The 25,034-nt window shown below is 31.9% G+C and carries 27 protein-coding genes; 17 read left to right on the top strand and 10 right to left on the bottom strand.

All coding sequences use genetic code 11. From position 1 onward, the window contains the following. The first annotated feature begins 5 nt into the window (after positions 1–5). The 4 genes from FNB79_RS13545 (at position 6) to FNB79_RS13530 (ending at position 4,451) form a co-directional block, all read left to right on the top strand. Complete coding sequence (locus FNB79_RS13545; RefSeq protein WP_143381827.1) at positions 6–764, top strand: LytR/AlgR family response regulator transcription factor; 759 nt, start codon at positions 6–8, stop codon at positions 762–764. A gap of 137 nt (positions 765–901) precedes the next feature. Further along, the gene (locus FNB79_RS13540) at positions 902–1,681 is read left to right on the top strand and encodes a hypothetical protein (RefSeq protein WP_143381826.1); all 780 of its coding nucleotides are present in this window, start codon (positions 902–904) and stop codon (positions 1,679–1,681) included. Between the two features lie 183 nt (positions 1,682–1,864). Further along, positions 1,865–2,863: a metal-dependent hydrolase gene (locus FNB79_RS13535; protein WP_143381825.1), complete on the top strand. Its 999-nt coding sequence runs from the start codon at positions 1,865–1,867 to the stop codon at positions 2,861–2,863. Between the two features lie 178 nt (positions 2,864–3,041). Further along, positions 3,042–4,451 carry a CotH kinase family protein gene (locus tag FNB79_RS13530; protein WP_143381824.1) on the top strand — a complete coding sequence of 470 codons (1,410 nt, stop codon included), beginning with the start codon at positions 3,042–3,044 and terminating at the stop codon, positions 4,449–4,451. A gap of 86 nt (positions 4,452–4,537) precedes the next feature. On the opposite strand, the gene FNB79_RS13525 is transcribed toward FNB79_RS13530, so the two are convergent. Beyond that, the gene (locus tag FNB79_RS13525; protein ID WP_143381823.1) at positions 4,538–5,437 is read right to left on the bottom strand and encodes an EamA family transporter; all 900 of its coding nucleotides are present in this window, start codon (positions 5,435–5,437) and stop codon (positions 4,538–4,540) included. Positions 5,438–5,660: 223 nt separating this feature from the next. On the opposite strand from FNB79_RS13525, the gene FNB79_RS17485 reads away from it, so the two are divergent. Then, positions 5,661–6,488: an FKBP-type peptidyl-prolyl cis-trans isomerase gene (locus tag FNB79_RS17485; protein WP_143381821.1), complete on the top strand. Its 828-nt coding sequence runs from the start codon at positions 5,661–5,663 to the stop codon at positions 6,486–6,488. 72 nt (positions 6,489–6,560) lie between these two features. Here the strand turns inward: FNB79_RS17485 and FNB79_RS13515 are convergent, their stop codons facing one another. Further along, positions 6,561–7,802, bottom strand: coding sequence for an alginate lyase family protein (locus FNB79_RS13515; RefSeq protein ID WP_143381820.1), 1,242 nt, complete (start codon positions 7,800–7,802; stop codon positions 6,561–6,563). Positions 7,803–7,976: 174 nt separating this feature from the next. Here FNB79_RS13515 and FNB79_RS13510 point away from each other — a divergent pair, with 174 nt between their 5' ends. Both FNB79_RS13510 and FNB79_RS13505 read left to right on the top strand, forming a co-directional pair. After that, positions 7,977–8,603, top strand: a complete 627-nt coding sequence (locus FNB79_RS13510; RefSeq protein ID WP_143381819.1) for an SDR family oxidoreductase — start codon at positions 7,977–7,979, stop codon at positions 8,601–8,603. A 49-nt stretch (positions 8,604–8,652) separates the two neighbouring features. Next, positions 8,653–9,159 carry a redoxin domain-containing protein gene (locus FNB79_RS13505; RefSeq protein WP_143381818.1) on the top strand — a complete coding sequence of 169 codons (507 nt, stop codon included), beginning with the start codon at positions 8,653–8,655 and terminating at the stop codon, positions 9,157–9,159. Between the two features lie 76 nt (positions 9,160–9,235). Here the strand turns inward: FNB79_RS13505 and FNB79_RS13500 are convergent, their stop codons facing one another. The 5 genes from FNB79_RS13500 to FNB79_RS13480 form a co-directional block, all read right to left on the bottom strand. Continuing rightward, positions 9,236–10,624, bottom strand: coding sequence for a TolC family protein (locus tag FNB79_RS13500; protein ID WP_143381817.1), 1,389 nt, complete (start codon positions 10,622–10,624; stop codon positions 9,236–9,238). Positions 10,625–10,626: 2 nt separating this feature from the next. Further along, a complete protein-coding gene (locus FNB79_RS13495) occupies positions 10,627–11,985 on the bottom strand; it encodes an HlyD family secretion protein (RefSeq protein ID WP_143381815.1) in 1,359 nt (452 codons plus the stop codon). Positions 11,986–11,990: 5 nt separating this feature from the next. Further along, a complete protein-coding gene (locus FNB79_RS13490) occupies positions 11,991–13,655 on the bottom strand; it encodes a peptidase domain-containing ABC transporter (RefSeq protein ID WP_143381814.1) in 1,665 nt (554 codons plus the stop codon). Beyond that, positions 13,645–14,325 carry a TetR/AcrR family transcriptional regulator gene (locus FNB79_RS13485; protein WP_143381813.1) on the bottom strand — a complete coding sequence of 227 codons (681 nt, stop codon included), beginning with the start codon at positions 14,323–14,325 and terminating at the stop codon, positions 13,645–13,647. Before FNB79_RS13485 ends, FNB79_RS13490 begins: the two co-directional genes overlap by 11 nt. A 236-nt stretch (positions 14,326–14,561) precedes the next feature. Next, the gene (locus FNB79_RS13480; protein ID WP_143381812.1) at positions 14,562–15,959 is read right to left on the bottom strand and encodes an NAD-dependent succinate-semialdehyde dehydrogenase; all 1,398 of its coding nucleotides are present in this window, start codon (positions 15,957–15,959) and stop codon (positions 14,562–14,564) included. Positions 15,960–16,166: 207 nt separating this feature from the next. Here FNB79_RS13480 and FNB79_RS13475 point away from each other — a divergent pair, with 207 nt between their 5' ends. The 7 genes from FNB79_RS13475 to FNB79_RS13445 all read left to right on the top strand — a co-directional run bounded on the left by FNB79_RS13475 (position 16,167) and on the right by FNB79_RS13445 (position 21,433). Next, positions 16,167–16,343 (top strand): adenylosuccinate synthetase, encoded by a 177-nt coding sequence (locus FNB79_RS13475; RefSeq protein ID WP_143381810.1) that lies wholly within the window; start codon positions 16,167–16,169, stop codon positions 16,341–16,343. 275 nt (positions 16,344–16,618) lie between these two features. Then, positions 16,619–17,089 (top strand): nucleoside deaminase, encoded by a 471-nt coding sequence (locus tag FNB79_RS13470; protein WP_185967777.1) that lies wholly within the window; start codon positions 16,619–16,621, stop codon positions 17,087–17,089. A 19-nt stretch (positions 17,090–17,108) separates the two neighbouring features. After that, the gene (locus FNB79_RS13465; RefSeq protein ID WP_143381808.1) at positions 17,109–17,684 is read left to right on the top strand and encodes a Crp/Fnr family transcriptional regulator; all 576 of its coding nucleotides are present in this window, start codon (positions 17,109–17,111) and stop codon (positions 17,682–17,684) included. A gap of 82 nt (positions 17,685–17,766) precedes the next feature. Further along, entirely contained in the window at positions 17,767–18,861 is a 1,095-nt protein-coding gene (locus tag FNB79_RS13460; RefSeq protein WP_143381807.1) for an alkene reductase, read from the top strand. Positions 18,862–18,890: 29 nt separating this feature from the next. Next, entirely contained in the window at positions 18,891–19,316 is a 426-nt protein-coding gene (locus FNB79_RS13455) for an OsmC family peroxiredoxin (protein WP_143381806.1), read from the top strand. Positions 19,317–19,318: 2 nt separating this feature from the next. Then, the gene (locus FNB79_RS13450; protein WP_143381805.1) at positions 19,319–20,371 is read left to right on the top strand and encodes an NAD(P)-dependent alcohol dehydrogenase; all 1,053 of its coding nucleotides are present in this window, start codon (positions 19,319–19,321) and stop codon (positions 20,369–20,371) included. Positions 20,372–20,599: 228 nt separating this feature from the next. Further along, entirely contained in the window at positions 20,600–21,433 is an 834-nt protein-coding gene (locus FNB79_RS13445; RefSeq protein ID WP_143381804.1) for a phospholipase A, read from the top strand. Positions 21,434–21,504: 71 nt separating this feature from the next. Here the strand turns inward: FNB79_RS13445 and FNB79_RS13440 are convergent, their stop codons facing one another. Next, positions 21,505–21,801 (bottom strand): hypothetical protein, encoded by a 297-nt coding sequence (locus tag FNB79_RS13440; protein WP_143381803.1) that lies wholly within the window; start codon positions 21,799–21,801, stop codon positions 21,505–21,507. Between the two features lie 8 nt (positions 21,802–21,809). Next, on the bottom strand, positions 21,810–21,965 hold the full coding sequence (locus FNB79_RS13435; RefSeq protein ID WP_143381802.1) for a YqaE/Pmp3 family membrane protein: 156 nt from the start codon (positions 21,963–21,965) through the stop codon (positions 21,810–21,812). Positions 21,966–22,114: 149 nt separating this feature from the next. Between FNB79_RS13435 and FNB79_RS13430 the strand changes: the two genes are divergently transcribed. After that, entirely contained in the window at positions 22,115–22,984 is an 870-nt protein-coding gene (locus FNB79_RS13430) for an AraC family transcriptional regulator (protein ID WP_143381801.1), read from the top strand. 119 nt (positions 22,985–23,103) lie between these two features. Next, a complete protein-coding gene (locus FNB79_RS13425; RefSeq protein ID WP_143381800.1) occupies positions 23,104–23,373 on the top strand; it encodes a CBU_0592 family membrane protein in 270 nt (89 codons plus the stop codon). 186 nt (positions 23,374–23,559) lie between these two features. Here FNB79_RS13425 and FNB79_RS13420 read toward each other — a convergent pair whose 3' ends face one another. Further along, positions 23,560–24,291, bottom strand: coding sequence for an arylesterase (locus FNB79_RS13420; protein ID WP_143381799.1), 732 nt, complete (start codon positions 24,289–24,291; stop codon positions 23,560–23,562). A gap of 26 nt (positions 24,292–24,317) precedes the next feature. Between FNB79_RS13420 and FNB79_RS13415 the strand changes: the two genes are divergently transcribed. After that, positions 24,318–25,004 (top strand): ABC transporter ATP-binding protein, encoded by a 687-nt coding sequence (locus FNB79_RS13415; RefSeq protein WP_143381798.1) that lies wholly within the window; start codon positions 24,318–24,320, stop codon positions 25,002–25,004. The last annotated feature ends 30 nt before the right edge of the window (positions 25,005–25,034 follow it).

The raw sequence follows: 25,034 nt of genomic DNA, 5'->3' as shown, positions 1-25,034 counted from the left end.
GCCTTATGGAAACCCTAATACTGAGCTGTGTAATTGTAGATGATGAACCAATGGCACTTAATTTGGTTGAAAGTTATGTAGATAAAACCCCTTTTTTAAAGCTTAAAAAAAAATGTGGTAGTGCTATTGAAGCTGTAGAATATTTACAAAATGAAAACGTAGATGTGTTGTTTTTAGATATACAAATGCCCGACTTAACAGGCTTGGAATTGTCTAAAATGGTTTCTAAAGATACACGTATAATTTTTACAACAGCATTCGATCAATATGCTTTAGAAGGTTTTAAAGTTGAAGCTTTAGATTATTTATTAAAACCTTTTGATTATGCCGAGTTTTTAACGGCTGCTAATAAAGCTAGAACTTGGTTTAACTTACTACATGTTTCTTCTACATCTAAAAATGCTCATAAAATTTTAACTGATTCTTCTGATAAAAAAGAATTTCTGTTTGTAAAATCAGAATATAAACAATTGCGTATTAAACTTTCGGATGTATTGTATTTTGAAGGTTTAAAAGATTATATCAAGATCTGGTTAAAAGATAATCCAAAACCTATTTTAACGCTTATGAGTTTAAAGTCGTTAGAAGAAGAACTTCCTAAATCAGAATTTATGCGTGTTCATCGTTCGTTTATAGTATCATTAAAAAATATAGAAGTGATAGAGCGTAGTCAGATTATCATCAACAAACAACGTATTACCGTGTCTGAACAGTATAAACCAACATTTCTAGAATTTATTAATCAGAATTCATTAAACAATTAAGGCTAAAAAAGGGGACGGTTAAAAATCCCATCTTTATAATAGCTCTATTCATAGATTTAATACGCCTATTAGTATATATTGTTTCTTAACATTCAACATTCACTATACATTTATATCATAATATAAAGTATGGTATAATGAAAGAAATTATGTTTGTCTTAATGGTGTTTGGAGCAATGGGTTCTGTATATGCACATGCAGAAAAATCTCTTATATTATTAGATACCATAACTGTAACAAACCATACTTTAAAGTATTTGGTAACCGATACTAAAGCTAACATTATTTTAGATATTAGTACTCAAGATCCAAGAACCATTATGTTTATATTACATCATGGACTTACAGTGTATTTTGATGTAAAAGGAAAAGAAAAGAAAAAGGTTTGGATAACGTATCCAAAAGAACCGTTGCCAATGTCTAGTTTTCCTCAAGAAGAAGCTTCAGAAGATTTTCAAACAGATGCTGAGGTTATGCAAAAGAGACAAGCCATTTATAGATTAGTCTCTGAAAATTTTCCAGAAGACGCTGTTTTTATTCATAATGAAAAAACAGACTTCTTTAATGTACTTTTAAATAGTTTAGACGTTACTGCGGCTTATACTTATAATACTGGAACAGGGATTTTAAATTATCATTTAACGGTTCCAAAACATAAAATTATTGAAAAGGCTAATCAAGACCTTTCTAAGTTAAAAATAGGTGTTGTTACAACTAATAAAGAAAAACCTAGTAAAATAGCATCTTCAGGTTTTGATGAATTTGATACCGATGAACGCGAGTCAGGAAGCCGTAGAGGTGGTCCTCCAGGCGGAGGCCGAGGTCCAAGTGGTCAGTCTCAAGGTGGAGGTCACCCAGACGAAAGTGAAAGTAGTGCTCCCATAGAACTCGATTTTTGGTTTGATGCGCATTTGTAGGCATAACCAATACATTTTTTAATTACGCATTTGTTTGTTTTTTTTATAAATTGTTGAATCCAGAGACCCCAACTTTTAGTGTTACTAAAGGTTGGGTTTTCATTTTTAATATATACATTTAAATGGTATATTTTTTTAAGGGGTTGAGGTTAGTAGCCTAACTTCAACTATGTTTGTAATTATATGGATTCACTTACACAAATTGTTTTAGGCGCTGCAGTTGGCGAAGCCGTTTTAGGTAAAAAAACAGGAAATAAAGCCATGTTATATGGTGCTATTGCAGGTACTATTCCCGATTTGGACGTTCTTGCTTCACAAGTTACCGATACTGTTACTGCATTAGAAATGCACAGAGGGTTTACTCATTCCATATTATTTTCAGTGGTTTTCGCACCTATTTTTGGTTGGATTGTCTCTCGTTTTGAACGGTATAAAAATATTAAAGATTGGTCTTTGTTATTTTTTCTAGCCTTTGTAACGCATCCACTATTAGATGCGCATACCACTTGGGGAACACAGTTGTTTTGGCCTTTAGATTTACGAGTGGCTTATAAAACCATATTTGTAATAGATCCATTATATACATTGCCTTTTATAGGTTGTGTAATCTTAGCTATGCGTCAAAATAAAACCGCTAAAAAGCGTCGTGTGTATAACAATTGGGGACTTTTTTTTAGTACAGCCTATTTAGCAATTACTGTGGTATTAAAAGGCATTGCTTTTTATAATTTTGAATTGGCTTTACAAAATCAAAATATTTCTTATACAGATTTAGATACCCGACCTTCACCATTAAATACCATATTGTGGACAGCAAATGTAGACACTAAAGATGCGTATTTTGTTGGACATTATTCTTTTTTTGACAGTAAACCCATAACATTTTATAGGTATCCCAAACATCATGAATATGTAGATGCATTAAAAACCAATGCCAAGCTACAGCGCATGATTGCAATATCTAAAGGGTGGTATACCATTTCTAAACAAGATCAAAAACTATTTTTTAACGATTTACGTTTTGGAACGTTAAGTTTAAAACCTGATGCCCAAAACTTTGTTTTTCAATACGAAATAAAAACCGATAGCAACAACAATATTTATTTTGTTGAAACGCCTAAAAATAGAGACGATGCTAAACATTTAATAGCCGAGCTATGGCTTAGAATACTCGGAAATTAGTTACATCTTTAAGTAGTATATTTCTAGTTTTAGGGTTACTATTTTTAAATACAATTTCGTTTAAACCGTAGAAATACGTATTCACTTAAAAGCTAAAGCCCTTCACTTAAAATTTAATTTTTTTTCGGTTTTAATTTGGAATTTTGTTGTCAAGACAAAAACTAAACCTACTGAGAAAATGAAAAAAAGAATACTAACTACTCTTTTAGTTTTACAATTAATTTTTACGTTTTCATGTTCTAGTGATAGTAATTCAGATGACGCAGAAACCAATGATACGGTCGAGGTGGTATTTGATGACACCGATTTTGAAGCTACATATTGGACAGAAGACACCCATAGTAAAAATGCAGATCCAAATTTTGATGAAGTTTTTGAAGATAATGCCGTAAAACGATTAGATATTGTAATTACAGAAGATCGTTGGAATTCTATGTTAGAGAACATGACAAGTTTGTATGGTACTTTTGGGTCACGAAGTAATGCTACTGTAAGTAGTTCAGACGAAGATCCTATTTTTGTTCCAGGCGAAGTGTTTTACAATGGTATTGAGTGGTACCGTGTAGGGATCCGGTTTAAAGGAAATTCAAGTTTACAATCCAGTTGGTCTGCAGGCATTTTAAAATTATCGTTTAAATTAGATTTTGATGAATTTGAAGACGATTATCCGCAAATTGATAACCAAAGATTTTATGGATTTAAAAAACTGAGTTTAAAGAATAATTACGACGATAAATCCATGTTACGTGAAAAAGTAGCAGCAGACGTATTTAGAGATGCTGGTTTAGCTGTATCGCATACCGCATTTTATACGGTTTATGTAGATCATGGAGATGGACCTGAATATTTTGGAGTATATACATTAGTTGAAGAAGTAGACGATACTGTAATAGACACACAGTTTACTGATAACGATGGAAATTTATATAAACCAGATGGTGATAGTGCAAGTTTTACCGAAGGCTCTTTTACTGAAGCCGACTTTGTAAAGAAAACCAATGAAGATGAAGCCGATTATACCGATATTGAAGACCTATTTGCCGCATTACATGCTACTAATAGAACTACAGATCCTGAAGCTTGGCGAGATAATCTAGAAACCATTTTAGATACAGATACATTTTTAAAATATTTAGCTGTAAATACGGTAATTCAAAATTGGGATACCTATGGCAGAATGACGCATAATTACTTCTTATATAATAACCCAGATACAGCGCGTTTATCCTGGATACCTTGGGATAATAATGAAGCTTTAAAAGACGGAAATGGTCGGGGTGCAGTAGCTTTAGATTTTTCTGATGTTAATGCAACAAGTTGGCCTTTAATAGGATATTTATATGCAGATAGTACTTATAAAGCAAAATATAATACGTATGTTCAAGAAACTATAGATGATTATTTTAACATAAGTAAAATGCAATCTAAATATGCTACTTATTCATCATTAATAGAGCCTTATGCTACTTCAGAAATGGATGGTTATACGTTTTTAAATTCTAGTTCAGATTTTCAAGTTGCAGTTAGTGCGTTACATTCTCATGTGGTAGAGCGTGCAGCCGTAGCAAATACATATTTAAGTAAATAGTTTTTTTAAATCCTTTTAAGTTGGTTCTTAATTTTAAGCCAGTTGTAAGAAATTATAACTGGTTTTTTGTAATCTACGCTAGGTGTTTAAGAATATAATATTAAAAACACACCAATCATGATTCCTGCTAGAGGAACCAATTTTTTTCGTTTGTTTTGTTCTTTAAATATCAAACCACCTATAACCACAGCAATTATAATCTGACTTCTTTTAATGGCCGATAGTAACATAATTAGAGCCTCAGGGTCTTGTAACGCTTTAAAGTAAAAATAATCGGCTGTTTGTAATAAAATTCCAACTGCAGGAATAGACCATCTAAATTTAAAAGCTTCTCTTTTTTCTGCATAAGGAAACCAGGTAAAGCTTAAAATAATTAGTAATATAGCAACGGTATAAAAGCAAAACCAAAACTGAAGTGTTTGTGGATTTAGCGATAGGCTTTGGATTAAAAACTTATCGTATAAACCACTTGAAGCGCCTAAAAAAGTAGCCGTAATTATTGCAAAAATCCATTTATTTCGAGTAAAAACTATGCCTTCTTTTTTTCCTATTTTAGAATACAGAATAACCGATCCTATAATAAGAAAAAAACCAATCCATTGTAAAGGATTTGGCCGTTCTTGGTAAATAAAAATAGCTCCTATAAAAGTAAAAAAGGGACCTGCAGAGCGTATTGGTGTAACTATAGTTATGGGTAAATGTTTTAATGCTTGGTAAGCTAACACCCAAGAGGCAGCCATAATTGCCGATTTAATAAAGATAAATCCATGGGTTTGCCAAGAAATAGATTCAATAAAAAATCCTATAGATTTGGTATAATCTGTAGCAAACACAGAACCCAAGTAAAACGGAAGTAATACTAAGAAGCCAGAAGATATAGTCCCTAGTAATACAGGAAATACTTCATTTCCTTGTACCGCATGTTTTTTACATAAATTATGTAATCCTAAAAATACAGCCGATAACAGGCCTAAATACATCCACATGGGCGCAAATATAGTTTTTTAACGCTTTTATTTGCTTAACATTATTCAAATCTCTTTATTTAATTATATAATATATGTCAGTAATGAGTGAAATTGAACCAGCACGTATTAAAAATCACTAATATCTTATTGTATAAAAAATTGTTAAATCATTTAACAGTTTTTCTAATGTCTAGGCATATCATTTATATATTTTTGCTTTAAATAAAAATTAAATTCGTTTATGAAATCAGTATGTTTAGCACTATTTGTTTTGCTATTTGTGTCTTGTAGTTCAGATGATTCCGTGTCTTCAAAAGATTATACAGAAGAGAATGAACAAGAAATTTTAAATTATATTTCAGAAAATAATATTGATGCCGTTGCTACAAGTTCTGGATTGTATTACGTTATTGATGAACAAGGTGAAGGTGCTGCAATTACGGCATCATCAGATGTATCTGTAAAATATGTAGGTATGTATACAGATGGCACTGTGTTCGATTCTTCTTTAGATGAAGAGGTGTCTTTTAATTTGCAATATGTAATAGCGGGATGGCAAGAAGGGCTTACTTATTTTAATGAAGGCGGAAGCGGACAACTTATTATTCCAGCACATTTGGCTTACGGTAGTAACGATTATAATGGTATTCCTGGAGGTTCTGTATTAGTATTTAATATTGAAATCATTGATTATGTAGCAGAGAATGAACAAGAAATTGTAGATTATATAGAAGCAAATAATTTGGATGCACAAGCTACAGGTTCTGGTTTATATTATGTAATTAACGAACAAGGTACAGGAGAAAAACCTATAGAAACATCTTACGTTACTGTAAGTTACAAAGGCTATTTTGTAGATGGTGAAGTGTTTGGAGAAAGTACAGCCGATACGTCATTTTATTTAGATCAAGTGATTTCGGGCTGGCAAGAAGGAATTCCGTATTTCAATGAAGGTGGTAGCGGAACCTTATTAATCCCATCACATTTAGCTTATGGGCGTTATGATTATAACGGCATTCCTGGCGGATCGGTACTTATATTTGACATAGAATTAAAAACAGTTAATTAGAGTAAACTTTATAAATTAAAAAGCCCTTCTTAGAACAAGAAGGGCTTTTTTTATTGTATCACAATAAAGAGTTTAGTTAAGGTTAAATTCCGGATGAAACAGCCAAAACTCTTGTAAGTTCGCATCCTTTAATGAAACTTGTGTGTTTTGGGTTAAGAGAGTTTGTAATAAGGTATAATAAGGATCTGTTTTGTACTTGTCATAAAAAGCAGAAACTATAGGTATTAAATCTGTAGTGTCTATTGTTTTTAAAGTATCATGGGGCCATGTTTCACCTTTAACAACTGGTGTTAAGTACTGCAACGCCAATGATAAGCTTTTTTTATGCTGTGTTTCAAAAGCCCATACATCCATAGCTATGGGGTCTGCTAATTTAGCAATACTAGTTAGTGCTTCGAGATTAAAACAACTGTAAAAGTAAGACCGTGTACGTTCTAATTCATGTATTTGTCCGCCTTCCGTATTTAACATCTGGTCTAAACTCTCTTTTGTAGCTCGAATGGTTTTTTTAGCTAGAGGAGTGTCTCCTAAATAGCGTGCTAGAGCAAGCACTTGAAATTTATACCAAGATCCGTGATTATTGGAAAGCTCACTTGCTTTTATACCTAGACTACTTTCTGTGAGCCATTCTAAATATGAAGTTAACCACGTTGTTAATTGTGTTTGATGATTTGTTGTCCATTGCACAGAAGTAGATACTAGATTTATTGTATCAGGAATAAATTGTACAATAGATCGGCCGTCTAAAATCCCAAAGGGCCTCGTATTTGGCTGTCCAGGTATACTTTGTCCGTAATTTAAATGCGGATTCATACGCGTGTCAGGGGAAATAAACCAAGTATCAAGCATACTAATTGCTTTACTTGCATAGGTTTCATCTTCGGTAAAATAATAGGCTAGACCTAATATATACACGCCTTTTCCCATAAGTGCTAATCGTTTTCTATCTACAGCAGCTGTTTGTGTGTCTGGATTAGTTTTTCCATCGCGTCTTATCCATGGTAAACCATCCTTGGTGTCAGGGTCTGGCCACCAATATCTACTAATACTTAAATAATCGTGTTTATCTCCCGATGGCGGAATTAAACTTTTATCCATAACCGTAGGGTTTTTTCGGTCTAATAAAATATTAGCTTGTTGGATTAATAAAGTATAAGCCTCTAGAGTGTGTTTTGAAGCTGTACCATTAATAATCATGGTTTTTGTAATCGCTAAACGTTCGGAATCTAAACGTATAAAAGGATTAGAAAAAACGTTTATACTGAATAAACACATAACCATTAAGAGATATACTGAGGGCTTGAGTGTCTGCATTAAAAGTTAAATTTGTATGCACTAATATAATTGAAAATAGTTGAAAAAATGATTGGTTTAACCTATTGTTGGTTTTAAAACTTTAATTATCATTTAGGTTTTGCGTTAGTTTTAGACGTTTTTAAGTCAATTGAAATTCTATGTTATGGGTAAATTGCATTAAAAATTAGGACCATGGAAAACGTATTAGTAGTTGGTGCCACAGGTACCACAGGACATATAATAGTAAATTATTTAAAAACCTCAGCAGATTTTGAACCTGTAGCAATGGTGAGAACAAATGAGCAGGAAGAGGGGTTTAGCAATAATAACATTAGAACAGTATTTGGCGATTTAGAAAAAGACGTCACCAAAACAGTTGAAGGTATAGATAGAGTCATTTTTGCAGCAGGATCAGGCGGAAAAAAAGTTGAAGCCGTAGATCAGGATGGTGCTATAAAAATGATTCAAGCTTCTGAAGCTGCAAATATTAAAAAGTTTGTCATGTTAAGTTCTATGGGAGCAGATCAACCGGAACAAAGTGAAACCCTTCAAGACTATTTGAAAGCAAAACACAATGCCGATGAATACTTGAAAAAATCTACACTTAATTATTCTATAGTTAGACCCGGAACGCTTAATAATAAAGATGGGCAAGGCACTATTGAATTAGCAAAACATTTATCTAAACGTGGCGAAATTACACGCGATGATGTTGCTCAAACTCTTATTCAAGCCTTAAGAGACAATGCTGCAAATTCATCGACTTTTGAAATCTTACAAGGGCAAACTCCTATTGAAGAAGCCATCCATACGTTATAATATAAACGTATAAAACGTATTTAATTTAATTAATTTAAAAATGCATATTATGATTAAACCAAGAACAGAAACACCAGATCTTTCTATAAATTTAGTAAACGGAACCACATGGACACTTAGTGAACAACATCCAGAACATTTTACAATGCTTGTTGTGTATAGAGGTAAACATTGTCCGGTATGTAAAACTTACTTAGAAACAATACAAAAACATATTGAAGATTTTAAATCTAAAGGCGTTAATGTTATTGCAATAAGCTCTGACACTAAGGAAATTGCCGAAGCAACATATAATGATTGGGCTATTGACGATGTGCCTTTAGGGTATAATTTCTCTATAGATGAAGCGCGATCTTGGGGATTGTTTATTTCTAAAGGTATTAAAGATGAACCTGATACATTTATAGAGCCAGGATTATTTTTAATACGCCCAGACCGTACTTTGTATGCCGAATCTATACAATCTATGCCATTTGCTAGACCAGAAATTAAAGCAATACTTGGATCTATAGATTTTGTAGTAAATAAAGAATATCCTGCCAGAGGTGAAGCCTAATTTTTATTTAAAACACAAAGCCTCTAGATCAATTTGTCTAGAGGCTTTTTTATTTTTAATATACTTTGAAATATCCTTAAAGTGTGTTTAAAACTCTTAACAAGTCTGACTTTTTATGAAAGACCTGATACTCAGAATCTATTTGTTTTAGTTGTGTTTCTATTAATTTTGCTTCTCTATAATTAACTAAAAATAGTGAACCTTCACCCAAACTAAACTTTCGCTCTTCGCTCTTAACAATCTGCTTATAATCTACAACCAAATCCATCAGAATATCATATTGTCTTCTGTAAGAAGCAATGTCTTGAATGGTTGCTTCAATTTTGTTTTTTAAAGTCACTTTAGTGACCGAAATATCATAAGCAATATCTTGTAATTTCATATTTGATAAAGCCAAATCACCACGTTCTTTTCTTAAAAATAAGGGAAATACAACCTTTAAACCACTTTTATAATTTGCCGTATTAAACGCATCTAAATGTTCGTATTCCGACGATAAAAAATTATACTCTAAGTTTACAACGGGTAATAAATTATTCTTTTTTAAATTTCGGTCTACAGTTAATATATCTTCTTTAGTTTGTAACTCTTGTAGTTTGGGATGATTCTCTATCATCTCGTCTGTACTGTTTAAAATAGAGCTATTTAATACGACATCTATCACATCAATTGTGGAAACATCTGGAACAATAGAATCTTTAATTTCTAAAGGAATATTATTTTCTAACCATAAGTAATTGGAAACTTCTAAAGTTGATTTTAAATAGCCTATTTGGGCTTTTTCGTAATCTACTAAACGAGTTTTATAATTTATACTTGCTTCTAAAGTATCTACTGCAGGATATTCTCCAGCAAAGAAACTTTTTTTAACATTACTTAATCGGTTTTCTGCATTAACTACATAATCTGCATAAACTTGTTTTGCTTGATAATTTTTAAGCCAGTTAAAATAAGTTGTTATTGCTTCGTATAAAAACTCATTAACCATTAACTGACGCTTGGCTTCAACTTGTTTGGTGTATAATTTAGCTTGTTTTAACGTAGCCATTCGCTTATTGGTAAGTAAGCCTTGTGCCAAGTTTAAAGAAATACCAGCGCTATATAAACCATCTTCCGGAGTGTTATATTCTGGGTTTAAATAATATCCTTCATTATTTTCATATTTAGCACTTAATTCAATACCATACCAGGTTGGAATTTTAAAAGCGGTATTAAGCTTATCGTAATATTCGGTACCTTTAAATTTCTTTCTGCTATAATCTACAGAAAGTTTTGGGTCGAATGCTCCTCTAGCTTTTAGCAATTTAGCTTCACCTTCGGTGGTCATTAAATGTGCTTGTTTAACTACAGGATGATAGTTTTTTACATATCCAAGGTATTCTTCTAAGGATAGTATACTATCGGTTTCCTGAGCATACATAGTATTTATAAAGAGTATACTAATACAAATTAATAGTTTTTGCATGTTTATCCTTTTTTATCTTTTGAAGAATCTGATGCTCCAGCAGGTTGATAGAAGTTAGGAGGGAAGCTGTTTATTTGTCTCCATAATTCATACCAAATTGGTACATTTTCTAATAAAGCTATAGTGTGTGCTCCAGACCCTACACGAATAGCTTCTGGCCATTCTACGTCGTTTTCATCAGGTTTAACTAACACACGATACATACCATTGGCACTTATAAAGTTTTCAATTACTATTATGGTTGCGCCATAAGTTCCGTAAGAGACATTAGGCCATCCGCTAAATACTATGGCTGGCCAACCATCAAACTGTACGCGTACTTTTTCACCTTTATGTAATAGTGGTAAATCTATTGGTCGTACAAACATTTCTACCGCCAATTCGTAATCTGCTGGCATTATATTAACCAATTGTTCTCCTTCTTTTAAGGTTTCTCCCACACCCGATTTTAAGGCTTTATTTATGTAACCATCTAAAGGAGCTGTTACATATAACAAACTACTTCGTTTAGTATAATTTGCTAAGCTACTTTCTAACTTAGAGACTTCTACTTCTGCATTATAACCTGTAGATTGAGCGGTATATAAATCGCTTTGGGATTTTGCAAACTTATCGTTATAAGTAGCATTTATTGTAGAAATTGCTAATTGACTGTTTATGGCTTCATTCTTAGAACTTAAAAACTTATTTTGTAAAGACACTAATTTAGCTTGTGATTCTTGTAATTTTGAATATTTATCTTCTACATCTTTAACAGCTTTTAAACCTTCTTTTTGTAGTTCTATAGTACGCTCATACTGTGTTTTTGCAATGTCTGTATTAATTTTTGCAGCTTCTAAATCTATACTGTCTGATGTTACTTTTAACTGAGACTGAATAAGTTTATTTTTTGCTTGCTCTAATTTTAAAACACGTTCTTGTTTTAATGCGGAGAGCTGATTTCTTAAAGCATCAACTTTATTTTTATAGGCTTCAACTGATGACGTTTTTGCTGAAATTTGATTTCCAGTACGTTCTGTAAGTTGATTGTCAAAATATTCACTTTTCACTTCAGAAATACGAAGTATTGTATCTCCTTTTTTTACAAAATCACCTTCTTGTACAAACCATTCTTCAATCCGACCTGGTATTTGCGATTGTAGTGTTTGTGGTCTTTGTTCTGGTTTTATAGTTGTTACTGTTCCTGAACTAGAAATACTTTGTGTCCATGGTAAAAGCATAATAATGGCTATTATACCAAAAAATCCTAGAAGTAGTTTTTTTAAAACTCTATGATACCGAATGCCAAATATATGCTCACCCGACTTATATTTTGTAATGTCGAATTGTTCTGAAACGTGATTATTAGATATGTTTAACATAGTGTTTAGAATTCGTTGATTATATTTCCATTTTTAAGTGTAATTTGTTTATTACAAGTGTCTTTCCAGTGTTCGCTATTGCTTACAATAATTAAACTCCACGGGCGTGAACGGTCTGTTAGTAGTTTAATAATGCGTTCCGCTTCATCTTTAGGGAAATGATCTAGAGGATCTTCGAAAATTAATATTTTAGGCTGTTTTACTAAAGCTCTCGCAATAAGTATTTTTCGAATAACGGTGTATGGTACTTGTTTTCCTTCTGGCTTTAAAATTGTGCTCAGACCTTTAGGTTGTTGCTTTAAGAATTCTGTTAAACGTAGTTCCTCAAAAATCTCATAAATCGTGTCGTTAGAGATGTTAGGGTTTCCAAATGTAACATTTTCTTTAATGGTACCTTCAAATGGAGATTCATCTGATAGAGATAAACCTAAATGTGCACGATATTCATTTAAAAATAAACTTTCTAATGACAAATTGTTAATATATATGTGTCCTGATGTAGGTTCTAAAATTCCAGAAATCATTTGTATTAAACTCGATTTTCCAGAACCACTTTCACCTTTAATCCAGATTCTATCTTTCTGGTTTATGGTAAAAGATAAATTGTTTAAAATTGGTTTATTTTGTTCTGGTAATTTATAAGACACATTAGCTAATTCAATTTTTAATTCGCCATTTTGATTTATAGATTCGCCATGTTGTGCTTCTAATGGTTTATCTACAACTTGACCAAGTTTTTCAATAGACGTTAATACATCGTAAAAAGATTCTAAACCTAAAAGTAGCTTTTCTACCGAACTAATAATTAAAAGAATTACGATTTCGGCAGCAACAAACTGACCAATATTCATACGTTGGTCTAACACTAAAAGTCCTCCAATTATTAATAAGCCTGCTGTCACTAAAACTTTAAAACTTATCATTTGAATAAATTGCAGCATTAAGATCTTAAAGTGATTTTCACGTGCATTTAAGTAATTGTTTACTAAGGAGTCTGTTTTTTTTAAACCTAAATTAGTGCGTCCAGAAATTTTAAAACTTATCACAGTTCTAGAAATTTCTTGTAACCAGTGTGCTACGCTATACTTGTATTTAGATTCTACCAAACTGGTATCTAAACCTTTTTCTGCGGTATATTTAAATACAACATAAATTAAAAGCAATAACAACAACCCAAACACCATAAAAAAGGGATGGTAAAAGGAAAGTAAGACTAAAGCAAGAATTATTTGTAATAGGGCAGAAGGGACATCAATTAAAATTTTAGATAATCCTTTTTGTATTGTAAGCGTATCAAAAAAACGGTTAGCTAATTCTGGTAAATAGTAATTGCGCAATTCGCTCATTTTAATTTTAGGGAAACGATAACTTAAATCAAAAGAAGCTCTAGTAAAAATACGTTGTTGTATGGTTTCAATAATTCGCATTTGCATTAGCCTTAATGCACCTGAAAATGCAACTCCAGAAGTAACCAAAATAATTAAAACGTACAAAGATGCAGAAGTTTGTGCCCCTTGCAATAGGTTAATTATGGCTTGTATACCTAATGGTAACGATAGTCCGACAATACCTTCAAAAACTGCATAATATGCAATTTGATAAATGTCTTTACGCTCTAATTTTAAAAGTCCTATAAAACGCCTCCATGGCGTTAATGTTTTACTTTCCATTAACTAATGTTTTTAATGTTAAATCGATATAAAAATCTGAAGGGGAATTATTGTCATCACAATTTGTAATAGACTTAAAATGGTCTTTAATGAAATGCTGATGCAAAGCACCTTCTACAATGGTACTTGCAAGACTTAAGGCATAAGAATAGTGTTTGTCATATTCTGAAATGATTTCTGATAACCGTTGAATTACACGTTTGTAAGGCATAAAAGCACCATCTTTATTATCTGAATCTACATTTTTAGTTAAATACGATTTAGAATTTTCATGAATAATAATTTTATTTAAAAAAACCTCATCTATATGTCCGTATTTATGATCTAATTCGGCTGTTCTAGTGACTACATGTATGGCTTTTTTTAATTTATCTTTAGCATCGTTATTACTATAAGTTTCAATAATTAATTGGCATTCTATCCAACTCCAATACCAAGATGTAAGGTAAACTAATAATTTATGTTTACTCTCAAAATAACGATAAATTGAACTCTCGTTAGATTGTATAACTTCTCCTAATTTTTTAAAGTTAAAATCCTCAAATCCGTATTCGTTTATAAGGACTATACTGCTTTCAATAATACGTTTTCCTAATGCGGAAGATTCTGGATCTTTAAGGTAAATCCCTTTTGGAATTTCGATTTGGAAAGTTGAAAGTAAATCAATCATATATTAAAACTGTTTCCCGCAAATCTAATAGTATTACTATTATCTTGAAAGTGTTGTACTATTAAATATAAGTTAAAACTAACAGTTGTTTTATTTTTGTGATATTTTGATGATTTTTGTTTGTATATTATATATTTTTTATAAAAAAGTAGCAATTAAATTGATAATTGTAGAATTTAAAAAGCCCCTAAACTTAATATTTAGGGGCTTTTTAAATCTATTATGTACTATTACATTTAGTTTTTAGCTATAGTAACGGCTTTAATATTAACAAATTCTTTTAAACCGAAACCACCATGTTCGCGTCCAAATCCAGAATCTTTTACCCCACCAAATGGCATTTGCGGATCGGCTAAACCAAAGGAGTTAATAAATATCATTCCTGTATCGAAATATTTTTCTGCAAGATTAACAGCTCTATCTACATTTTTAGAAAAGATTCCGCCTCCAAGTCCAAAACGGCTATCGTTTGCTATACGCATAGCATCTTCATCATCTTTCGCTCTAATTAATGAAGCAATTGGTCCAAACAATTCATCGTCGTATGCAGGCTGTCCTTGTTTAACATGCTCTAAAACTGTAGCTGGATAATAATAACCATCTCCAGTCATAAGTTCGCCACCGCACAAAATAGTGGCCCCTTTAGAAACACTTTCGGTAAGTTGCTCGTGTAATTTTTCTCTTAAATCGGCTCTAGCCATTGGTCCTAAATCGGTATCCTCCGCTTTAGGGTTTCCAGTTTTTAGTTCAGACATCGCTTTTACGAAAGCTTCTTTAAAAGCATCATAAACAGCATCTACAGCTATAAAACGTTTTGCAGCAATACACGTTTCTCCGTTATTATATATACGTCCTTTTACAGACTCTTTAACAGCAAGTTCAATATCTGCATCTTCAAGAATCAAATAGGCATCATTACTTCCCAATTCTAAAACAGATTTTTTTAATTGAGATCCCGCCTTTTCTCCAATAATTTTTCCTGCTTCAGGACTTCCTGTTAGCGTAACACCACGGACTAATTTGTGTTTAATAATCGCATCAGACTGTTCGTGATTAATAACTAAAACAGTAAATAAACCGTCAGGTAACCCCGCAGCTTTAAAAACAGATTCTAATAATTTTGCCGTACCAGTAACATTAGAGGCGTGTTTTAATAATACGCTGTTACCAGCCATTAAGTTGGTAATTGCATAGCGAATGACTTGGTATGATGGATAATTCCAGGGTTGAATACCATAAATAATTCCAATTGGTGCGTAGCTAATCCGACCTTTAGCACCATTAGCTAATTCTCGATACTCTGTTTTTAGTTCAGTTTCTGCTTGAGTTGCAGCAAAATCACAAACAGCAGTACAAATATCAATTTCTTGTTTACTTTGGCTAAGCAGTTTTCCCATTTCATCGGTCATCAATTCAGCCAATTCTGTTTTATAATGTTGTAACTCTTCACCTATAGATTGTATAATTTTTCCGCGGTCTTCAAACGAGCGATGTCTCCAATCTAAAAAAGCTTCATGTGAAGCTTCAATTTTTTTATCAACAGTTTCGTCACTCATATAATTATAAGTAGCGAGTGTACTTCCATCAGCTGGATTAGTGGTTGTAAATGTATCTTTTTTTGTTTCCGTATTCATAATCTCTGTATTTTAATTCTTAATTAAGACACTATAAAAAATGCCTAATTTAAGGTAAAGGTAGGCGAGACTTACGCCTTATGTTTGCTCTATTATTACAGATGTTAACGCAAACGCTATAGTGTATATATATTGTAAAAAGATTGCTGTATCTTCCTTTTAAATTCTTAATATGTATTGTATTTAAATACTAAAAAATAAAATATTATGTCACATTTACTATATCCTTTACTTGCACAGTTACCATTAGGAACACCTAATCCGGACGATAATAAACCATTAGATTTTACAGATCCGTTTGATGTAATTGTTTTTATTATTTTACCCATATTAATTGTAGTGCTTTATATTATTTGGAAAAAGAAGAAAAACCAAAACAAATAGATTTAAGTATGCACTGGATTGTATTCAGTGATTTAAAAAAAAGTATTAGGTTAATTAATAAGCATTAATTATGCTTTTTTTAAGCGTAGATATTACTATGAATTTTACTTTTATAAATTACATTAATTATTCAATTTATAATTTATTGAGTGTGAAATTGATTTGTAATTAGAATGTATAAAAGCAAATTTTTATATTGATTTTAAAATAAAAACAACCATTTTTGATGTTTAGAATACACCTTAATATTGTATTCTAGTTAAATTAAAAAGATTATGTGTAAGGAAAAATTTATGAAGGAAGCTGTAGATGCAGCTTTAAAAGGAATGAACAATAATGAAGGTGGTCCATTTGGGTGTGTGGTAGTTAAGGATGGTAAAATTGTTGGACGTGGTAATAATAAAGTGACTTCTACTAACGATCCTACAGCACATGCAGAAGTAACTGCAATTAGAGATGCGTGTAAAAATCTAAATACTTTTCAATTAGATGGCTGTGAAATTTATACTTCTTGCGAACCTTGTCCAATGTGTTTAGGTGCTATTTATTGGGCACGTCCAGATAAAGTGTATTATGGAAGTAATCAAGAGGATGCTGCCAACATTGGTTTTGATGATGCATTTATTTATAAAGAAATTCCGTTACCTTACGAGAAACGTAGTATTCCATTTATTCAGTTGGAACGAGACATGGCATTAGCCCCTTTTAAAGCATGGTCTATTAAAGATAATAAAACGGTTTATTAACCTCCCGTATTTTGTAATTATGCATACAGCCATTGCAGAACATGTTAAAAACCTAGTTGCTCCAGATCCGGAAGCACTAGAATTATTCCTTTCTGCATTAAATGAAATATCGGTATCCAAAGGACAGTTTTTACTTAAGCCTGGTACTAAAGTAAAGCATGAGTATTTTGTTGTAAAAGGCTGTTTAAAAGCCTATTATTTAGATGCAAAAGGGAGTAAGCATATTCTTCAATTTGCGATAGAAAATTGGTGGATAGGAGATTTTAATGCCTTTTATAACAAAATGTCTTCAAATTTATATATTGAAGCTATTGAAAATGCAGACTTACTCTCCATTCATTACGATAAACTTCAGACCATTTATAAAGAAGCCCCAATATTTGAGCGTTATTTTAGAGTTTTAATTACCAAAGCATTTATTTCTCAACAGAAAAGAATATTATCATCTCAAGAAAAGAATACTAAAGATCGCTACCTTGAATTTTGTAGCTCTTATCCAAATATCGAGCATCGTGTTGCAAATTACGATATTGCAAATTATTTGGGTGTTACTCCAGAAAACTTAAGTCGTGTACGTAAAACTTTAAAGGGTTAAAAAAATCCTAATTGATATAGGTCAATGAAATTGGCAGAGCTGTGTTGTAGATTTGTTAGAATAACTATAATAATAAACAGCTATGAGTCAAGAACACCTTTTTACACCTTACAATAAGAATATAAAACTTAGAAATAGAATTGTTATGGCACCCATGACGCGTAGTCGTGCCGATAATGAAGCAAAAGCGCCAACAGACGAGTTGCACGGCTTGTATTATGAACAACGCGCTTCTGCAGGTTTAATAATTACTGAAGGGTCGCAAGTATCTAAACAAGCTGTTGGATATATAAATACACCAGGAATTTATTCTGATGAACAAGTTGAAGGTTGGAAAAAAGTAACCAAACGCGTTCATGATCAGGGAGGTACCATTTTTATTCAATTATGGCATGTGGGACGTATTTCGCATCCCGATTTTCATGATGGCGAATTACCTGTTTCGGCATCAGCTATAAATCCTAATACTCAATCTTTTACTCCTGAGGGCTTTAAAGACACTGTTACCCCTAAAGCGATGACTATTGAAGAGATTAAACAAACCGTTAAAGATTTTCAAAATGCAGCTGCAAATGCTGTTAAAGCGGGGTTTGATGGCGTAGAAATTCACTCTTCTAACGGCTATTTATTTCAACAGTTTTTCAATGCATGTTCTAATACAAGAACAGATGATTATGGAGGAAGTATTGAAAATAGAGCCCGTTTCTTTTTTGAGGTTTTAGATGCTATAAAAGAAGTAATACCGCAAGAGCGTATTGGCGCACGCTTTAATCCATCTGCACATGGCCTTTTCGGAATTACTGTGGATGAGGAAACAATCCCAACATTTGAATATATAATTAAAAAATTAAACGATTATAATTTAGCATACGTGCATTTGTCAGAACCATTTACAGATGTTACCGATGTTCCGTTTGCTGTTACAGAAATCGCAAAACACTTCCGTCCGTTATACAATGGAACCTTAATTATTAATAACGCGTTTGATAAAGAGAAAGGTAATAAAGTTTTAGAAGATGGTGATGCTGATTTAGTTGCATACGGAAAATTATACATCTCTAATCCTGATTTGGTAGAGCGTTTTCAAAATAATTTAGAATTGGCAGATTGGGATAAAGATACTTTTTATGTGCCCGGAAAAAAAGGTTATACAGATTACCCTAATGCCACTAAATAAAAGGCGAATATAGAAACGAAAAAATTATTATGAAATTTACAAGACAAGCTGATGCGCAATGGAAAGGCAATGGTAAAGATGGAAAAGGGTTTATTACAACAGGAAGTAAAGTTCTAGAACATACACCGTATTCTTACAATACCCGTTTTGAGGATGGTATGAAAGGAACAAATCCAGAAGAATTAATAGGAGCAGCACATGCAGGTTGTTTTGCGATGCAATTAAGTGTTTTACTTAACGCAGCTAATTTTACTGTAACAGCATTAAACGTTAGTGCAAGTGTTAATTTTGAAGATGGTACAATTACTAAAATCATTTTAAATTTAGAAGGGAATGTTCCGGATATTGATGCAGAAGAATTTCAGCAAATTGCTCATGAAGCTAAAACAGTCTGTCCAATTTCAAAAGTATTACATACAGAGATTGAATTAAAAATTTTACTAAAAAACACATAAATTTGAAAACAACAGTAAAAGCATATGGTGCAACAGCATCAACAGAAGATTTAAAACCCTTAAACATCGAACGCAGACCAGTAGGAACAGACGATGTTAAGATAGATATTACATATTGTGGTGTTTGTCATAGCGATATTCATACAGTAAGAAACGATTGGAAAGGCTCTACATATCCCGTGGTGCCAGGACATGAAATTATTGGTCGAGTAGCTGAAATAGGAGAACACGTAAAAACTTTTAAAGTAGGGGATTTAGTAGGTGTTGGTTGTTTAGTAGATTCTTGTAAAAGTTGTAATTCATGCCATCAAGATTTAGAACAATTTTGTGAACAAGGAGCAACGTGGACTTACAATAGTGCAGATAAACATTTAGAAGGCTTACAAACGTATGGCGGGTACTCAACAGCTGTTGTGGTAAATGAAAAATTTGTTTTACGTGTTCCCGAAAATTTAGATGAAGCTGCTACCGCTCCCTTATTATGTGCAGGTATTACAACTTGGTCTCCATTAAACCACTGGAAAGTTAAAAAAGGCGATAAAGTGGGTATTATTGGGCTTGGAGGTTTAGGACACATGGGCGTTAAATTTGCAGCTGCAATGGGGGCTCATGTGGTTATGATAACAACCACTCCAGAAAAAGGTCAAGATGCTAAGCGATTAGGAGCACACGAAGTATTAGTATCTAAAAATGCCGACGATATGAAAAAGCATTTAAATAGTTTTGATTTTATTTTAAATACTATTCCTGTAGGTCATGAGATGGATCCGTATTTAGGATTATTAAAAATAGACGCCACTATGGTTTTAGTTGGTGCAGTAGAGCCTTTAAAACCATTTCATGGCGGTAGTTTAATAGGTGGTCGAAAACGTGTTGCAGGTTCATTAATTGGAGGTATTAAAGAAACTCAAGATATGTTAGATTTTTGTGGTAAGCATAATATTACCAGTGACATAGAACTTATTGATATGCAAAATATTAACGACGCTTACGAACGTGTTACAAAAAACGACGTGAAATATAGATTTGTAATTGATATGAAATCTCTTAAATAAATTAGGCATAAATAAAAAGCAGTATCTAAATTAAATTTTAGATGCTGTTTTTTTTGTTTGTAGCTGTGATTGTATTAAAACTTTAACCAAACAGATTACTATAAGCTTATAATATTTCTCAATTTTGCAAGATGTTTGGAAATTCAGTCCAACAGTTACTGCTTGAAATTAAACTAGATTTATAAAAAAAAACGAATGCGGTACATTTCAATAAACATATATTATACAATGATTAAAAAACACTTACTTGCTTTATTAGTATTATTTATAGGTGCTAATGTGTATGCACAAACCTACACGCGAGAGCAAGTCAAAAAAAGTTTAAAGGAAGATCCTTCATTTACAATTCATCAAGATAATTATTTAATTACAGGTATTCCTACAAATACAGCGATAAAATCTAATACCGCCGATATTAAATATCAAATAAGTTTTAAACAATTAATTTCTAGAGATCCTTTATTTTGGGATTCATATTTGTATTTAACATATACGCAAAAAGCGTTTTGGAATATTTACGAATTTTCAAGTCCATTTCAGGAAATAAATTTTAATCCTACAATTGGACTTAGTAAAGTATTTTATGATGATACAAACCATGCCAAGGGTGTCGCTTCATTAATGTTAAACCACGAGTCTAATGGTAGAGATAGTACAGCTTCAAGAAGTTGGAACAGATTAAGCGCAAAATATGCCACCGCTTTAACGGCTAAAACCACAGTTAGTTTAGAAGTTTGGGCGCCTTTTGGGTATCAGGAAGATAATCCAGATTTATTAGAATATGTAGGGTTAGGAGAATTGAGAGTTGCTCATGAATTTATACCTAACAGATTAAGTTTTGAAACGGCATTACGTAAAGGTTTAAATTTAGAATGGAAAGGTGCCGTAAGAACAAGATTATATTATAATCCCTTTAAATCCAACAATCAATACATTATGTTAGAGTGGTATGCTGGACAGGCAGAAAGTTTAATTGCATACGAGAAATTTACAAGTATGGTGAGGCTGGGGTTTGTAATAAAAACAAATGAGTTAGATTTTCTTAAACCAAAACCCGAATAAACATAAAAAAAGCCCTTATAAATATTACATCTATAAGGGCTAACCTTAATACATAAAATCAAATAGTGCTATTAATTATCCTTAGTATTATCTATGTCTAACTCTAGGTTTTCGTTATCATCACTACCTAAACTATAGTGTTTGTTTTCTTCATCACGTGGTGGTTTTCCATTAGTTAAAGGTCTAGCAGGACTTGCACCAGGTATATCTAAATTTTCTGCAGCAAAATCGGGTTCGTTTTTACGTTTTTTTAATAATTCGTCTGCTCCGTTATCTTGTCTTAAATTCCCAGATTTGTCACCTAAAATTTGTTTATCTTCTTTTGTGATTTCTGGATTATAAGTTGTTTTTTTATCTGTATTTTTCATAATAATATTTATTTACTGTTAACATAAAATGCATGTATTACACCTGGTAGCCAACCTAATAGTGTAAGTAAAATGCTTATCAATAAAGTTGTTCCAATACCGTGCTTTAAGAATACGGCAACGGGAGGTAATAGTATACTTAATATAATGGTGAGTAATGACATGGTTTTTATTTTTTTGGTTACATTCAAAATTAAAGATTAACCTGTTTGAACATTAACGTTATCGATATAATTCCTGATGCTTTTACTTATAAATAAGATATAATTTTAAAAAATAACTTAAGTTTGTGCATCAATAATTAGCAGATTAAGTGACATCGACAATTAAAAAATATTGGTTTAAGACAGGTGTGCTTCACGAGTTTGAAGTGGTTAACCTAAAGGAATTATATACTAAATCTTTCAATGAATTAATTGTACCTCATAGAACTGAATTTTATCAAATTATTTGGTTTAAAAAGGGAAGTCCAAAACATATGGTAGATTTTAATCCTGTAGATATTAAACCAAATTCTATTTTATTTGTCGATAAAAATAGCGTACAATGTTTTGACAGTTCTGAACCAATAGAAGGTGAAGTTTTAATGTTTAGCGACAATTTTTTTTGTAAAACTGAAGTAGATACTAAATTTTTAAGAAGTTGTATGTTATTTAACGATTTACATGCGGTTTCTAATATTGAAATGACAGGTGGATTATCTAAAACGTTTAATAGTTTTTTTCAGCTTATTAAAACAGAGTTAAAGACTAATGCAGATAGTTTTCAGTCGGATATTCTTAGAAATTATCTTCAGAACTTATTATTGGTTGCAGAACGTACAAGACTAAATATAAAAACAACAACCATTAATAAAGGTCCAGATTTAGAATATGTAATTAAATTTAGAGATCTATTAGACAGACAATTTCATGTCTTAAAATCTGTAAGTAAATATTGTTTACAATTACGTGTTACAGAAAAGCGTTTAAATGCAGCCACTTTAAAAATTATGGCCATTACGCCAAAACAAATGATAGATTCTAGAATTATTTTAGAAGCAAAGCGTTTGTTAGCTCATACTACAGATAGTGTGAAAGAAATAGCGTATACACTTGGTTTTGAAGAGCCTACTAATTTTGTTAAATACTTTAAAAAACATCAAAAAGTAACACCTTTAGAGTTTAGAAATCGGTTTAAATAGTTTTTTAATACTTGGCGTAAAATTACCATTTTTAGAAGCTTTTATATCATTTAAAATACGACCTTCTACAAGACATTTGCACTTTATTTTAACAACAAAAAAGAATTAAATTTAGTGAAATGAAATTGTTAATAGATGTATTAGGGTGGTCAGGTTCTGGCTTATTAGTTCTTGCATATGGACTAACCCTTATAGAAAATAATAAGTACGTAAACTACTCTAAGTACTTAAATCTTTTTGGCGCGATTATTATAGCAATTAACTGCTATTATTATAATGCGTTACCATCTTTTGTTGCCAATTTAATATGGAGTGTAATGGCCACTTTAACATTATATAAAACAAAACGAAAAGAGGGTTTTTTTATGAAACCAAAATTAAAATTATAAGGTTTTAATTGGGGAATATTACCATACAGTGGATAATTTTTACCATCATAGATTAGCAAAGAAGATACTAATTTAGTAAAAAACCACGCATATACTACCCATAATAATTTATAAAAAGCGCTGCCAATTGGCAGCGCTTTTTTTGTAATGACTATATTTAATATATAATCTAATTTAAGGATTAACTTACTGTATCATAGGTTTTAAAACTTCCCAAACATTTTGAGCAACAATTTTATGCCCTGTAATATTTGGATGAATACCGTCTCGCTGATTAAGTTCTGAAATACCACCAACATTTTCTAAAATAAAAGGGATAAAACCAATATTATTTTCTATAGCCAAATCAATAAAAAGTTGCTTAAAATTACTTGTATATGTAGTTCCCATATTTGGTGGTAATTGCATTCCGGCAAGTATAATTTTAGTATCAGGGCTTTTGGTTTTAACCACATTAATTATAGCTTGTAAATTAGCACGTGTTTCAGAAATTGGTACACCTCTCAAACCATCGTTTGCGCCTAACTCAAGTAAAAAAATGGTTGGTGTTTGCTTAATAACCCAATCAATTCTACTTTTACCACCTGCACTTGTTTCCCCACTTACTCCAGAGTTTATTACTGTATAATCAAGTTGCAAAGAATCTATTTTTTGCTGTATTACGGCCGGATAAGCATCGTTAGTATCGTCCAAACCATAACCCGCAGTAATACTATCTCCAAAACATAAGATGGTTTTACTTTTAGTCTCTGGGGTTTCAGTAGTTGATGTATTTGTAGTCTTAGTTTCTTGTTTAGAGCTACTTTCACCACAAGAAAAGAGTAGGAGAACTAAAATAAAATAACAAAACTTTAAGAGTTTAGTGTAGTGTAATACAGGGTGATTTGATTGCAATTGTTTATTTTGAGCCTCGCACATAAAAAGGAAATTAAATTAAAGATTAGATGTCAAATATATTAAAGATAACTGGGTTAGAAAAGACTTACAGTAGCGGTAACAAACAATTAACGGTATTGCATAATATTACGTTTGGGGTAGAAGCAGGACAAATATTTTCTATAGTTGGACCTTCGGGAAGTGGGAAAACTACTTTGCTAGGTTTGTGTGCCGGTTTAGACCAGCCAAATGCAGGAAATGTGGAGTTGTGCGGACAAGATTTATCTACTTTAAATGAAGATGAACGCGCACAATTACGTAATTTAAAAGTTGGATTTATTTTTCAGAATTTTCAATTATTACCCACATTAACAGCACTAGAAAATGTTAGTGTTCCTTTAGAATTACAAGGTGTTAAAAATGCAACCCAAATTAGTTCAGATTTATTAGAAAAGGTAGGTTTAGCAGATCGAGTAGATCATTATCCTTCGCAGCTTTCTGGAGGAGAACAACAACGTGTGGCTTTAGCCAGAGCATTTGCTAATAAACCATCAATATTATTTGCAGATGAACCTACAGGTAATTTAGATGAGGAAACTGGGGAGAAAGTCATCAAATTATTATTTGAGCTTAATAAAGAACATGGAACTACCTTAGTCATTATAACACACGATTTAGAGTTGGCTAATCGCACACAGCATATTTTGAAACTAAAAGGCGGAAAAATAATTACAAATCAACCAACTACAGTTTAATGAATTTTAAAACTACAAAACACATACATT

The organism is Formosa sediminum, from assembly GCF_007197735.1.
GTDB classification, from domain to species: Bacteria; Bacteroidota; Bacteroidia; order Flavobacteriales; family Flavobacteriaceae; genus Formosa; species Formosa sediminum.
This window is presented reverse-complemented; position numbering and strand designations above follow the sequence as displayed.